Annotated in this window: 16 protein-coding genes; 12 read left to right on the top strand and 4 right to left on the bottom strand. The window is 60.4% G+C overall.

The window, feature by feature from the left end; all coding sequences use genetic code 11:
* Positions 1-71: 71 nt before the first annotated feature.
* Positions 72-1391 (bottom strand): tRNA (N6-isopentenyl adenosine(37)-C2)-methylthiotransferase MiaB, encoded by a 1320-nt coding sequence (gene miaB, locus ACR3EK_RS02800; RefSeq protein ID WP_480632626.1) that lies wholly within the window; start codon positions 1389-1391, stop codon positions 72-74.
* 122 nt (positions 1392-1513) lie between these two features.
* Here miaB and ACR3EK_RS02795 point away from each other — a divergent pair, with 122 nt between their 5' ends.
* Positions 1514-2377, top strand: coding sequence for a glycosyltransferase family 2 protein (locus tag ACR3EK_RS02795; protein ID WP_170339870.1), 864 nt, complete (start codon positions 1514-1516; stop codon positions 2375-2377).
* 15 nt (positions 2378-2392) lie between these two features.
* Here the strand turns inward: ACR3EK_RS02795 and ACR3EK_RS02790 are convergent, their stop codons facing one another.
* Positions 2393-3190: a phytanoyl-CoA dioxygenase family protein gene (locus ACR3EK_RS02790; protein WP_170598866.1), complete on the bottom strand. Its 798-nt coding sequence runs from the start codon at positions 3188-3190 to the stop codon at positions 2393-2395.
* A gap of 86 nt (positions 3191-3276) precedes the next feature.
* Here ACR3EK_RS02790 and ACR3EK_RS02785 point away from each other — a divergent pair, with 86 nt between their 5' ends.
* Positions 3277-4173, top strand: coding sequence for a LysR family transcriptional regulator (locus ACR3EK_RS02785; RefSeq protein WP_480632625.1), 897 nt, complete (start codon positions 3277-3279; stop codon positions 4171-4173).
* Here the strand turns inward: ACR3EK_RS02785 and irrA are convergent, their stop codons facing one another.
* Positions 4174-4593: an iron response transcriptional regulator IrrA gene (irrA, locus tag ACR3EK_RS02780; RefSeq protein ID WP_093964586.1), complete on the bottom strand. Its 420-nt coding sequence runs from the start codon at positions 4591-4593 to the stop codon at positions 4174-4176.
* A 188-nt stretch (positions 4594-4781) separates the two neighbouring features.
* On the opposite strand from irrA, the gene fabA reads away from it, so the two are divergent.
* From fabA to ACR3EK_RS02760, 4 genes are read left to right on the top strand one after another with little or no spacing between them, the layout of a single operon-like run.
* The gene (fabA, locus tag ACR3EK_RS02775) at positions 4782-5291 is read left to right on the top strand and encodes a bifunctional 3-hydroxydecanoyl-ACP dehydratase/trans-2-decenoyl-ACP isomerase (RefSeq protein WP_093964585.1); all 510 of its coding nucleotides are present in this window, start codon (positions 4782-4784) and stop codon (positions 5289-5291) included.
* A gap of 48 nt (positions 5292-5339) precedes the next feature.
* Positions 5340-6569, top strand: a complete 1230-nt coding sequence (fabB, locus tag ACR3EK_RS02770; protein ID WP_170339862.1) for a beta-ketoacyl-ACP synthase I — start codon at positions 5340-5342, stop codon at positions 6567-6569.
* A 5-nt stretch (positions 6570-6574) separates the two neighbouring features.
* Positions 6575-7366, top strand: coding sequence for an enoyl-ACP reductase FabI (locus tag ACR3EK_RS02765; protein ID WP_170340422.1), 792 nt, complete (start codon positions 6575-6577; stop codon positions 7364-7366).
* A 58-nt stretch (positions 7367-7424) separates the two neighbouring features.
* On the top strand, positions 7425-7607 hold the full coding sequence (locus tag ACR3EK_RS02760) for a hypothetical protein (protein WP_170357073.1): 183 nt from the start codon (positions 7425-7427) through the stop codon (positions 7605-7607).
* An 11-nt stretch (positions 7608-7618) separates the two neighbouring features.
* Here ACR3EK_RS02760 and ACR3EK_RS02755 read toward each other — a convergent pair whose 3' ends face one another.
* Positions 7619-8047: an FKBP-type peptidyl-prolyl cis-trans isomerase gene (locus ACR3EK_RS02755; protein ID WP_170339858.1), complete on the bottom strand. Its 429-nt coding sequence runs from the start codon at positions 8045-8047 to the stop codon at positions 7619-7621.
* A gap of 127 nt (positions 8048-8174) precedes the next feature.
* Here ACR3EK_RS02755 and ACR3EK_RS02750 point away from each other — a divergent pair, with 127 nt between their 5' ends.
* From ACR3EK_RS02750 to ACR3EK_RS02725, 6 genes are all read left to right on the top strand, one after another.
* Positions 8175-8861, top strand: coding sequence for a haloacid dehalogenase type II (locus tag ACR3EK_RS02750; RefSeq protein WP_170367884.1), 687 nt, complete (start codon positions 8175-8177; stop codon positions 8859-8861).
* On the top strand, positions 8861-9688 hold the full coding sequence (locus ACR3EK_RS02745) for an alpha/beta fold hydrolase (protein WP_170367882.1): 828 nt from the start codon (positions 8861-8863) through the stop codon (positions 9686-9688). Before ACR3EK_RS02750 ends, ACR3EK_RS02745 begins: the two co-directional genes overlap by 1 nt.
* Positions 9685-10659 carry a threonine ammonia-lyase gene (locus tag ACR3EK_RS02740; protein WP_480632624.1) on the top strand — a complete coding sequence of 325 codons (975 nt, stop codon included), beginning with the start codon at positions 9685-9687 and terminating at the stop codon, positions 10657-10659. Before ACR3EK_RS02745 ends, ACR3EK_RS02740 begins: the two co-directional genes overlap by 4 nt.
* A 73-nt stretch (positions 10660-10732) precedes the next feature.
* Positions 10733-11521 (top strand): 3-oxoadipate enol-lactonase, encoded by a 789-nt coding sequence (gene pcaD / locus ACR3EK_RS02735; protein WP_480634000.1) that lies wholly within the window; start codon positions 10733-10735, stop codon positions 11519-11521.
* Positions 11522-11532: 11 nt separating this feature from the next.
* The gene (locus tag ACR3EK_RS02730) at positions 11533-12246 is read left to right on the top strand and encodes an alpha/beta fold hydrolase (RefSeq protein WP_480632623.1); all 714 of its coding nucleotides are present in this window, start codon (positions 11533-11535) and stop codon (positions 12244-12246) included.
* Between the two features lie 124 nt (positions 12247-12370).
* On the top strand, positions 12371-13570 hold the full coding sequence (locus tag ACR3EK_RS02725; RefSeq protein WP_093964576.1) for a TCR/Tet family MFS transporter: 1200 nt from the start codon (positions 12371-12373) through the stop codon (positions 13568-13570).
* Positions 13571-13616 lie beyond the last annotated feature (46 nt).

Genomic DNA, 13616 nt, shown 5'->3' with positions numbered 1-13616 from the left:
AGCGATAAATCAAGGGTAAATTTTGGAAACAAACGCCACGAATGTTGCGTGAGCGGTGAAACGCAGCCCTGTCACAGCACCTCGCCGGCCAGTGAATTGGCGCCCGAGGCCGTGATCCGGACGTTGCGAAGATCTCCCGCCGAAAGATCGGCTCCGGAAACGTGGACGGCATGCAGATACTCGGACTTGCCAACCATCTGTCCGGCCAGACGCCCGGGTTTCTCAAACAGAACCCGGACTGTCCGACCAACCATCGCATCCTGGATCTCGCGCTGGTGCCGGGTGATCAGAGCCTGCAAGCGTTGCAGACGGTCGTCCGCCTCCTGCGGGTCGACCTGCGGACGCTCGGCCGCGGGCGTGCCCGGCCGGGTCGAATACTTGAAGGAATACGCATAGCCATAGCGGACCTGCTCGACCAGATCCAACGTGGTCTGGAAATCCTCTTCGGTCTCTTCTGGGAAGCCCACGATGAAATCGCCCGACATCAGGATATCGGGGCGCGCCTCGCGGATCCGCTCGATCAGACGCAGATAGCTTTCGGCGGTGTGACTACGGTTCATCCGCTTGAGGATCTTGTCCGACCCCGACTGCACCGGCAGGTGCAGATAGGGCATCAGCTTTTCGCAGGTGCCATGCGCCTCGATCAGGTCGTCGGTCATGTCGTTGGGATGCGAGGTGGTGAAGCGGATGCGTTCCAGCCCGTCGATCTTGTTCAACTCCCAGATCAGCCCGGCCAGGGTCATGTCACCGTTCGGACCTGCCCCGTGATAGGCGTTGACGTTCTGGCCAAGGAGCGTGATCTCGCGCACGCCGCGCTCGACCAGGTCCTGCGCCTCGCGCAGGATACGATCGGCGGGGCGGCTGACCTCGGCCCCACGGGTGTAGGGCACGACGCAGAAGGCGCAGAATTTGTCACAACCTTCCTGCACGGTCAGAAACGCCGTCGGGCCGCGTTTGGCCTTGGGACGGTCCTTGAGCTTCTCAAACTTGTCCTCTTCAGGGAAATCGGTGTCCAGCGCCTTTTCGCCGGCACGCGCCTTGGCTTCCAGTTCGGGCAGGCGGTGATAGCTCTGCGGGCCGACGACCAGATCGACCAGCGGCTGCCGACGCATGATCTCTTCGCCCTCGGCCTGCGCCACACAACCGGCCACGCCGATCTTCAGATCGGGCTTTTCGGCCTTCAACCCCTTGAACCGGCCCAGTTCGGAATACACCTTCTCGGCCGCCTTTTCGCGGATGTGGCAGGTGTTCAGCAGGATCATGTCCGCATCTTCGGGCGACTGCGTTTCCACATAGCCCTGCCCGCCCAACGCCTCGGACATGCGTTCGCTGTCATAGACGTTCATCTGACAGCCATAGGTCTTGATATACAGCTTTTTCGGTTCGGACATGGGCTGGGCCTTTTGCGTTCGCTGGATCGGCGTCGTCTATACGCATCGAACGCCGCTTGCAATGCTGGCGCAATTACCCGAATTTGACGGGTATTTCCAGCAAGGCAGGCTACAAGCGGGCAATGAAATACGAATCCCTCGACCACTTTCTGAAATCGGGCCGGGCAGCGTTGACCAAGGGGCCGGTCGCATTGGTTTTTGCCGAAGACGATGTCGAGCTTGATGGGACCTTGCGCCATCACTTGGACTTGGGGTTCAAATCCGTGATCGTATTTGCACCGGCCCAGTTTTCGATCTTGCCTGAAATCTTGGACCGGGTGCACCGGGTCACGATGCGCTGCTCGCCCAGAAACGTGGTGTTCGACACCATAAATCGCGTCATTCAGGCGGCGCCAAACATCTGGCTGTACTACTGCTACAACTCGGAATACCTGTTCTTTCCGTTCTGTGAAACGCGCACGGTCGCAGAGATGCTGGCCTTTCACGCCGAGGAGCGGCGCGACGCGATGCTCTGCCACGTGATCGACATCTACGCCGACGACCTGTCCGCCTATCCCAACGGCGTGGCCCCGGATCATGCGATGCTGGACAGCACTGGATATTATGCTCATTCCCGGCACGACCGATCGGGACAACCGCTGGAGCGTCAATTGGATATGTCGGGTGGCCTGCGTTGGCGGTTCGAGGATCACATCCCGTATGAACGGCGCCGGATCGACCGGATCGCGCTGTTCAAAAGCTGCAAGGGTCTGACCCTCCAACCCGATCACACCTTTAACGAGCCCGAGTACAACACCTATGCCTGTCCCTGGCATCACAACCTGACGGCCGCAATCTGTTCGTTCCGCGCCGCCAAAGCGCTGAAAAGCAACGCGGGATCGACCTTTGATATTCCCAGTTTCCGCTGCCCGTCCTCGGTTCCTTTCCAATGGAACTCGCACCAGTTGCTGGACCTTGGCCTGATGGAACCTGGCCAGTGGTTCTGAGCGGGCCGGAACGGCTCAGCGATTGAGCAGAACCGGGAACCAGTCCTCGCGCAACCGTTGTCCAGCCCGCATGTCATGCCCCGGAAACGGCGGCGACGTCCGGCCCGGACGCTCGACATACCGGGCGTCATCCCCGACCAGCCGCAGCGAGAAGGCGCGGCGCCGGCTGTTCGACTGGTTTCCTCGGGCACCATGCAGGGTTCGAAAGTTGAAGGCGACCGCATCGCCGGGTTCCATGTCGAACTCAACGATCCGCATCCCTTCGGCCTCGGGGTCTGGTACCGCGATGTACTGGCCCTCGTCAGGAAAGAAACCCTCCTCCGAAACCCAGCGCGTCGGCAACACTTCCTTTTCCCACAGGTGAGACCCCGCCACGCACCGCAGAGTCGCCTGCGTCACCGGGTCGAGCGGCGACCAGAAGCTTATCGTCTGACGCCCTTCCACAAAGTAATAGGGCCCATCCTGATGCCACGGCGTGGCCATCGAGGTGCCGGGCTCCTTTACCAGAACGTGGTCATGGAAAATCTGGACCGAACGGGACTCCATCAGGTCGGCAGCGACCTCGGCAACCGGAGAGGCTTGAATGACCTGCCGAAACTCGGGGATGCGAGACCAGTTGCAGTAGTCGTCAAAGAAACGGCCGGTTTCGCCTTCTTTCTTGTTTTCCGACGCATATGGCCCGGGATCAGCCATGTTGCGAGCCACCCCTTCTCGCAAGGCATCGACGTGATCGGCGAACAGGCCCTTGACCAGAACAACCCCGTCATTGCGATAGGTTTCGATCATCTCCGGTGAAACAAGAGGGTGTGGCATTTCGGTCTCCGTCATTTGCTGAGGCCGATTTGCACATGTCCGGCACCCCTGTTCAAATCATATCTTTCAAAATAAGCATTAACTCCATGTTATATATCACCTTGCGCCAATACGAATATGTTTGCGCCATTGGGCGACACGGAAGCCTGTCCGCCGCGGCACAGCACCTGAACGTTTCGCAACCTGCGCTTTCAAACGCGCTGACCCGGGTCGAAGAACACCTGGGCCATCCGCTGTTCTCGCGCCGACGCGGCGCGGCAATGTCGCTGACGCCTCAGGGGCGCAAGTTCATCGACAAGGCCGAAGCCTTGCTGACGAGCGCTGCCCGGATCGAAGAGGCGAAAGCCCCGGTTGCCGGAACAAGCCGTTTGAAGTTGGGCTGCTTTGTGGATCTTGCGCCGTTCCTGCTGGCGCGGGCAATGCAGACGATCAGGGACGCCCTTCCCGATATCGTTCTGACCAACGGTGTTGACACTTTCGAAGGCTTGATCAGCGGATTGACCGACGGCCGTTTCGATCTGGCGCTCACCTATGATCTGGGCCTCGATGCCGGTTTCTCACGCCACAAGCTGCTGGACAGTACGCCAAACGCGCTGGTCAATCCTGCGCACCCTTTGGCCGGGCAAGGCAGCGTTTCACTTGCCGAGCTTGAGCAATACCCGCTCATCCTGTCCAAAGAAGGTCTGTCAGCGCAGCATGTCTTGGGCCTGTTCCGGCGTCATGGGCTGCACCCCAGCGTGTCCTACCGCGCGGAATCGCTCGAGATCCAACGCAGTCTTGCGGCCCATTGTGAAGGGGTGGGCATCAGCTATGCCAGCCCGCAAAACGGCTTCAGCTATGATCGGATGCCGCTGCTGAGCCTGCCGATCACCGACCCCGATGCAACCGAGGCCGTGATTCTGGCTCGTCACGGCACCGGTCCTGCGGACACGACAGTCTCCGCTGCTGAACAGGCTCTGGTTAGGTCGCTTGGGAAACTGTGATCAGCGCTTTTTGCGCAGCCGGATTACGACGTCCACCGACGCGATCTCAACCCCGGCCGGTGCTTCGGGCAGACGCTGGATAACCAGTTGGTCGGACGGCGCATCGCTCAGGCGGCCCTCGTCCTCCCAGAAGAAATGCGGGTGGTCATGGGTGTTGGTGTCGAAATAGCTTTTCGAGCCGTCCACGGTGATTTCCTGCAGAACGCCGGCATCGCAGAAGGCACGCAGGGTGTTGTAGACCGTTGCAAGGGAAACGGCGTCGCCCTTGGTCTTGGCCGACTCGAACAGGCTTTCGGCGGTGACATGTCGGTGGCGGCCATCGCCCACCAGCAATTCGGCCAAGGCAACACGCTGGCGCGTCGGGCGCAGCCCAGCGTCAACCAACCAGTTCGTAGCGATGTCCCGACTTTGAGCTGTCATGAAACCATTACCCAATTTCCCCTGCCCCAATATATAAGTGCCGACCACCACCAATTTCAAATGAAATTCATTCGCAACCAACGGCTCCGGCGGGCCGGATGTGTTCGGGTGGTCTTGCAGGACCTTGCAAACGGGTGATAGACGAGGCCAGATTGAATAAACAGACCCCTGGCAGGAGACGCGGCAGAATGGCCCAATTCCCAAGCAGCTTTGACAAGGACGACCTGCTGAAATGCGCGCGCGGCGAACTCTTCGGCCCCGGAAATGCTCAACTTCCGGCTCCCCCGATGCTGATGATGGACCGCATCACCGACATTTCAGGCGACGGCGGCGCGCACGGCAAGGGGCATGTCGTGGCCGAATTCGACATCACACCGGACCTTTGGTTCTTCGATTGCCACTTTCCCGGAAACCCGATCATGCCGGGTTGTCTGGGTCTTGACGGACTGTGGCAGCTGACCGGTTTCAACCTCGGCTGGCGCGGCTGGCAGGGTCGCGGCTATGCGCTGGGTGTGGGCGAAGTGAAACTGACAGGCATGGTGCGCCCTGACCGCAAGATGCTGACCTATTACGTGGACTTCACCAAGGCAGTCCAGACCCGCCGCCTGACTATGGGTGTGGCGGATGGCCGGGTCGAAGCGGATGGCGAAGTCATCTATCAGGTCAAGGACATGAAGGTTGCATTGTCGGAAAGCTGACCCCAGCTGACTGACAGTCAACAGGGAATGGAACACAGGAGAACGCAAATGCGTCGCGTCGTCGTCACCGGTTTGGGGGTTGTCTCTTCCATCGGGAACAATGCCGAAGAGGTTCTGGCCTCGCTCAAGGCGGGTAAGTCCGGCATCGAGGCCAGCGAGCAGATGGTCGAGCACGGCTTCCGCAGCCAGGTTGCAGGGACGCTCAAGATCGATGTGTCGGAACAGGTCGACAAGCGCACTTTGCGGTTCATGGGACCAGGCGCCGCGTATGCCCATATCGCGATGAGCCAGGCAATCGCTGACGCGGGTCTGAGCGAAGATCAGGTCGTCAATCCGCGTACCGGCCTTGTTGCCGGGTCCGGTGGACCGTCCACCAGCGCCATGCTGACGGCGCACCAGACCGTTCTGAAAACCGGCGCAACCAAGCGCATCGGACCGTTTGCCGTTCCGAAATGCATGTGCTCGACGATCTCGGCCAACCTGGCGACCGCATTCAAGATCAAGGGCATCAACTACTCGATCACCTCGGCCTGTTCGACGTCGCTGCATTGCATCGGAAACGCGGCCGAGCAGATCATGCTGGGCAAACAGGACGTGATGTTCGCCGGTGGCGGCGAAGAACTGGATTGGACCCTGTCCTGCCTTTTCGATGCGATGGGCGCGATGTCCTCGAAATACAACGACACCCCCGAAAAAGCCTCACGCGCGTTTGATCAGAACCGCGACGGATTCGTGATCTCGGGCGGCGGTGGCATCGTCGTTCTGGAAGAGCTGGAACATGCTCTGGCCCGCGGCGCGAAGATCTATGCCGAGGTAACGGGCTATGCCGCAACCTCGGACGGGCACGACATGGTCGCGCCCTCGGGAGAAGGTGGAGAGCGCGCGATGCGCCTGGCCTTGTCCACCCTGCCCGAAGGCCGCAAGGTCGGCTACATCAACGCCCACGGGACCTCGACACCGGTCGGAGATGTGGGCGAAGTCGAAGCCGTCCGCCGGATTTTCGGCGAGGGCAATGTGCCGCCGATCTCTTCGACCAAGTCGATGACCGGCCACGCTCAGGGTGCTGCCGGCGCGCTCGAGGCGATTTTCTGCCTCTTGATGCTGCAGCATGATTTCATTGCGCCGTCGATCAATGTCGACACGCTGGCCGAAGGCATCCAGCCCGGCGAAATTGCAACTGAGGTTGTTGAAAACGCAGGTTTGGACAGTGTCATGACCAACAGCTTCGGCTTTGGTGGCACCAACGGTTCCATGATTCTGTCCAAGTATAACGGGTGATTATGATGTCGGATTCTATGAAGGGTAAGCGCGGGCTGATCATGGGCGTCGCCAATGATCGGTCGATCGCCTGGGGCATTGCCAAGGCCATGCACGAGGCAGGCGCTGAACTGGCATTCACCTACCAGGGCGAGGCCTTCGGAAAACGGCTGGAACCGCTTGCACAGAGCTTGGGCAGCGACTTCATGGTCGATGCGGACGTGACCGATGACGCATCGCTGGACCGGGCCTTCGACGAACTGGCCTCCCGTTGGCCAACGATTGATTTCCTTGTCCACGCCATCGCCTACTCGGACAAGACCGAACTGACCGGGCGGTTCCTGAACACCACGCGGGCGAATTTCAAGCACTCGCTGGATGTCTCGGCCTATTCATTCATCGAAGTGGCCCGTCGCGCCTATCCAATGATGAAGGAAAACGGCGGGACGCTGCTCACCCTGACCTATCAGGGTTCGAACAAGGTCGTGCCGAATTACAATGTCATGGGTGTTGCAAAGGCTGCACTGGAATCGGCGACGCGCTATCTTGCGAATGATCTGGGCCCCGACGGGATCCGGGTCAACGCCATCTCGCCCGGACCTATGAAAACCCTGGCCGGCGCGGCCATCGGGGGGGCTCGCAAGACCTACAAGTTCTGCGACCAGAACGCCCCGCTGCGATCGAATGCTACGCTCGAAGCGGTTGGCGGCACGGCCGTCTACCTTGCGTCAGACGCAGGGGCCTGCACCACCGGTGAAATCATTCGCGTAGACGGCGGATTCCACATCTTGGGAATGCCACAGCCCGACTTCATGTGACGCGATCTTTCCCTGTCGTTGCCAAGATTTTACCAAACTTCCGCGGCAGGGATATCACATGAGCAAACTAGACCGGATAATCGCGACCAATTCGCGTGCATCTCACTCTCGTCGCAAGACCGGAGTGCTCAGCAGCCGCGCGCGTACGCTGCTGCTGACCCTGACGACATTGTTGGTATTGTGGATCTTCTATACCCAACCGCAGCTTCGTGAGGCGGTTGGGTCATTGTTGGGCGGCTGAACGCGCGCTGATCAGTTGATCGAAACGACCTCGATGTCGAAGATCAGATCCTGGCCCGCCAGCGGGTGGTTTGCGTCCAGGGTCACGGTTTCTTCGTTGGCGTCCACCACCGTCACAGGCAGCGCCTGACCATCGGGGGTCTGCATCTGTAGCTGGGTGCCGGGGTCCAGCGGGATGTCGTCCGGGATGCCTTCGCGCGGGACGTCCTGGCGCATAGCGGGATTGATCGGCCCATAGGCGTCCTGGCAATCCACTTCGACCCGCTTCTTCTCGCCGATTTCCATACCCGGCAGAGCGGCGTCCAGACCGGGAATGATCTGGCCGGACCCCACGGCGAACTCAAGCGGATCTCGTCCTTCCGAGCTGTCGAAAACGTTGCCGTCCCGCAAAGTTCCAGTGTAGTGAATGCGAACCGTGTCGCCTTGTTTGATTGCGGTCATGACTGTCTCCGACCTGAGTTTGGAATGAGCGGTCCAACCTAGAGACTGACCCGGCAATGTAAACCCTTTTACGCTTTAACCCGCGCATGGCCTGTGCCAACCTGCCCCGGAAGATGGGGAGAGGCAGATGGCGATCACAACCTGCGTTTTCGATGCGTACGGAACCCTTTTCGACGTGGCCGCAGCCGCACGTCAGGCGGCCGCCGAACCGGGCCAGGATGCGCTGCGTGACAAGTGGCCTGAACTGGCCAACCACTGGCGGTTGAAGCAGCTGCAATACACGTGGCTGCGTGCTGTGGCGGACGCACATGCCGATTTCTGGGACGTAACGCAGGATGGCCTGGACTGGGCGCTCGAGGCGACAGGCTTGCAGAGGGACCCAGCGCTGCGGCAGAGACTGCTGGACCTGTATTGGGAACTGCAGGCCTATCCCGAGGTTCCCGCCATGCTGAAGGCGCTCAAGGATGGCGGGATGCAGACCGCGATCCTGTCCAACGGATCGCCGCCCATGCTGGAAGGCGCGGTCAGATCTGCGGGTATCGCCGGCGTATTGGACGACATTCTGTCAGTCGAAAGCGTCGGCGTCTTCAAACCGCATGCACGGGTCTATGATCTTGTGTGCGACCGTTTCGGGTGCGAACGATCGAACGTTCTGTTCGTCAGCTCGAATGGTTGGGACGCCGCCGGAGCCAGCGGGTACGGGTTCGTTACAGCCTGGGTCAACCGCGCCGGCGAACCAATGGACCGATTGCCGTGGACCCCGGCGCATGTCCTGTCCGACCTGACCTCGATTCCGGAACTGGCGGGCGTTTGATGCCGCAATTCACGACGTCTGACGGTCTGCGCCTGACCTACGAAGAAACAGGCAGCGGCAAGCCACTGCTGTGCCTTGCCGGCCTGACCAGAAACAGCCGGGATTTTTCCTTCTTCGCGCCGCACGCCAACGGACTGCGTGTCATTGCGATGGACTATCGGGGGCGCGGCGACTCGGATTTTGATCCGGATTATCGCAACTATTCCGTTCCGCGCGAGGCACAGGACGTGATCGAGTTGCTGGATCACCTCAAGCTAGATCGGGTCAGCATCCTTGGCACCTCGCGTGGCGGGTTGATTGCCATGACCCTCGCCGCAATTCGCCCCGAACGTCTGAGTGCCGTCATTCTGAATGATGTGGGCCCCGAAATCGAACCGTCGGCCATCGGCCGCATTATGGATTATGTCGGCAAGGCTCCTGCCGCAACAACGCTGGAACAGGCCGCTTTTGCGCTGAAACAGGCAATGGACCCGCAGTTTCCGGGCGTATCGATTGAAACCTGGAGAAAGCAGGCCGCATTCCAATACGAAGAAACCGGCACCGGCCTTCGGTTGCGCTATGACCCCGCATTGAGAACCGCGTTGAAAGAACAGATTGCAGCGGGCCCGCCCGCTGATTTGTGGCCATTGTTCGAAGCCCTGAACCCGCTTCCCACCGGAGTGATCCGTGGAGCGAACTCGGACTTGCTGAGCGCCGAGACCCTTACAGAGATGCACCGGCGTCACGCGGGGCTGATTTCGGCTGAAGTGCCCGACCGGGGCCATGTTCCATTTCTGGACGAACCGCAGTCCATTACCGTCATTCGCAAAGTACTGGATTTGATATGAGCACAATTGACCTGATCGAAGCCGCTGCCGTGCGCCTGCAAGGGCACGCGCGCGAAACCCCGATCCTCACATCGCCGTTTCTGGACGACCTTGCCGGGCGGAGCGTTCTGGTCAAGCCCGAGTGTCTTCAACACACTGGAAGCTTCAAGTTTCGCGGCGCGTGGTCTGCGATTTCCGCCCTGGATTCCGAGGCTCGCAAACGCGGGGTGATCGCGTATTCATCAGGCAACCATGCGCAGGGCGTGGCGCATGCCGCTACGCTTCATGGTGTTCAGTCCGTCATCATCATGCCATCCGACGCACCGGCTCTGAAAATCAAAAACACTCGCGCGTTGGGCGCCGAGGTCATCCTATATGATCGCGCCAATGAAAGCCGCGAAGAGATCGGCGAGGCGTTGTCCCGGGAGCGCGGTCTTACGTTGATCCGCCCGTATGACGAACCGCAGGTGATCGCCGGTCAGGGCACCGTCGGCCTCGAGGTGGCGCGGCAGGCGCGCGATCTCGGTGTGACCGACGCCGATGTTCTGGTATGCTGTGGTGGCGGTGGACTGACCTCAGGCGTGGCACTTGCCCTGGAAAAACATGCGCCGGGTCTCAGGGCGCGCCCCTGCGAACCCGAAGGATTCGACGATGTCAAAAGATCCCTGGCCTCGGGGTCCGTTCAGACCAACAACGCAGCCGCAGGCAATATCTGCGACGCGATCCTGACACCGCGGCCCGGTGATATTACCTTTCCGATCCTCCGTCGCCTCTGCGGACCGGGATTGGCGGTATCGGAAGACGAGGCTCTCCGCGCCATGGCCTTGGCGTTCCTGCGCCTCAAGGTCGTTCTGGAACCGGGCGGGGCAGTCTCGTTGGCGTCGGCGTTGTTCCGCAAGGACGATATCCAGGGCGACGCCGTTATCGTCGTGGCATCGGGCGGGAATGTCGATCCACAGGTCTTTGCCCGCGCGTTGGAATTCCTTACCTGACAACGGGTTAGGACAGATGCAATAAATCGCGGCGTAAACTGTCGGAATGATACCAGCAAAAAAGGCTGACCAGATGCACATCGCTGATTTCGGAGATGTTCAGATTCACTATCGCTTGGACGGTGACCCGGATGGCCCACATTTGGTCTTTGCCAATTCGTTGGGCACCGACATGCGCTTGTGGGACCCCGTGCTACCTCTGCTTCCCAAAGGTCTGCGCATCATCCGTTATGACAAGCGCGGGCACGGCCTGTCCTCGCAACCGGATGGCCCCTATTCGATGGGAAGTCTGGTGCGCGATGCCGAGCGGCTTCTGGACTTTCTCGAGGTACGGGATTGCATCTTCGTCGGCCTGTCGATTGGCGGAATGATCGCGCAGGGGCTGGCCGTCAAGCGGATGGATCAGATCCGGGCGATGGTCCTGTCCAACACGGCCGCCAAAATAGGGACGCCCTCTATGTGGGCCGATCGGATGGCAGCCGTTCGTACAGGTGGGATCGAGGCGCTGGCCGAAGCAACCATGGAGCGCTGGTTTTCGAAAGCATTTCGGGAAACCCCCGATGTTGAGCTATGGCGCAATATGATGGTACGCCAACCGGTCCAGGGGTATCTGGGCTGCTGCTCCGCCATCTCGGGCACGGATTTCTATACGCCAACCAGCGGGCTCAGACTGCCGACGTTGGGAATTGCGGGCTCGGAAGATGGCTCGACCCCTCCCGATCTGGTGCGCGAAACCATCGACCTGATCCCCGGCTCCCGGTTCGAGCTGATCCGCAAGGCCGGGCACCTGCCCTGCGTCGAGCGGCCCGAGGTCTACGCCGAGTTGCTGAACGCTTTTCTGCGAGAAACCGGACATATCTGAAGGAGGTCACGGTGGCGGAATTTCTTCTTGTGCACGGGTCTTGCCACGGCGCATGGTGCTGGCGCGATCTGATACCGGAACTTGAGAATCTGGGGCATTCGGTCCGGGCGATCGACCTGCCCAGTCATGGATCGGACCCGACCCCAGTATCCGAGGTTACGCTCGAGACTTGTCGAGATGCGGTGTTGAATGCCACGACCCCGCAAACGATCCTTGTCGGCCATTCCTGGGGCGGCTACCCGATCAGTGCGGCCGCCGAATTCGCCCCAGACCGGATGCGGGCCCTGATCTATGTCTGCGCCTACGTGCCGGTCTCCGGGCTGTCGATGATAGAAATGCGCCGGCGTGCACCAAGACAGCTGATTGGCGATGCGGTCGAGAAATCGGCAGACGGACTGTCCTACAGCGTGTTGCCGGACCGGGTGCAATCCCTCTTCTACCACGACTGTCCGGCCGACGTTGTTACCTATGCCCTGGCCCGCCTGTGCCCGCAGGCGATCCGCCCGCAGGACACGCCGTTGGTTCTGAGCGAGCGTTTTGACGGAATTCCCAAGGCCTATATCCTCACCATGGATGACCGGACGATTCCAACTGAATACCAGGAAGAGATGAGCCATTGCGCGCCGCCCGAATTGCGCCTGACGATCGACAGCTCCCATTCTCCATTCTTCTCGCATCCGGCGGATCTGGCCCGCCAATTGGCCGCAATCGCTACCCGCGTCTGAGATCCGGCCGGGTCAAAGCTGACGTACCGTCAGTCGAGATTTTCGCCTCGATCACAAAAGACCGGGTTACAACACGACAGGCTGACGACTAAGGTCCTGCAAAATAAGTCATTCGTGCGGTTTCATGCGTCTTCCTTTTCTGTTCGTCCTCGGCACTGTCATGATCGATGCCATGGGCATCGGACTGGTCATGCCGATCATGCCTCAGCTGATCGTCGAGGTTCAGGGCGGCTCTCTGGCATCGGCAGCCATCTGGGGCGGGATCCTCAGCACGGCCTTTGCCGCGATGCAATTCCTGTTCGGTCCGGTGCTGGGCAACCTGTCGGATGCTTACGGACGCCGCGCGGTCTTACTGGTTTCCCTGTTTGTCATGAGCTTGGACTACGTGGTCATGGCCATGGCCGGCAGCATCTGGCTGCTGCTGATCGGCCGCATCGTGGGTGGCATCACCGCGGCCACCCACTCTACCGCAGCGGCCTTTATGGCGGACGTTTCGAAACCTCATGAAAAGGCCGCCAATTTCGGTCTCATCGGAGCAGCTTTTGGTGTGGGTTTCGTCCTCGGCCCTTTGATGGGCGGATTGCTGAGCGAATACGGAACCCGCGCCCCGTTCTGGGCGGCTGCCGGATTGTCATTTGCGAATTTCCTGCTGGGCCTCGCGGTCATGCCTGAGACGGTGACCGACAAGAACCGCCGCGGATTCCGCTGGCACCGCGCGCGTCCTGACAGCGCATTACGTGCCATCGCCGCCCTGCCCGGCATCCGACCGTTGCTATGGGTATACTTTTTGTACTCGGTATCGATCTACGTCTATCCCGCCATCTGGTCATACTTCACGACCGAGCGTTTCGGTTGGTCACCGCAGATGATCGGGTTGTCACTCGCGGTCTACGGATTGGGCATGGCGGCAGTTCAGGGCGGCTTGATCCGCCCCGCCACCCGCCACTTGGGAGAGCGGACCACGATTGTTTGGGGCATGATCTTCGAGATCGTCAGCTTTCTGGCCCTGGGTTTTCTCACAAACGGCACGATTGCGTTGATGCTGATTCCGATCACCGCACTGGGCGCCGTCGTGACGCCGGCCCTTCAGGCACAGATGTCACGTGCAACCCCGGATTCGCAGCAGGGAGAGCTTCAGGGGGTTCTGGCCGCGCTCCACGCGCTGTCGATGGTGATCTCCCCGTTGGTGATGACCACCGTTTTCGCCCAATTCGCGCGCGTTGATGCAGCATTCTACCTTCCAGGGGCCCCGTTCCTGTTGGCATTGCTGCTGATGCTGGCCGGATTCGTCCTGTTTCTGCGCGCACATCCCAGCGAAACGTAACAACGACACGGGAATGACGGTTTCAGCCTTGCGGACCGCAGATTCC

The sequence above is a fragment of the Ruegeria sp. BC8 genome (assembly GCF_056535705.1).
Note: the sequence above shows the minus strand (reverse complement) of the source record. Positions and strands in the feature narration are given on the sequence as shown.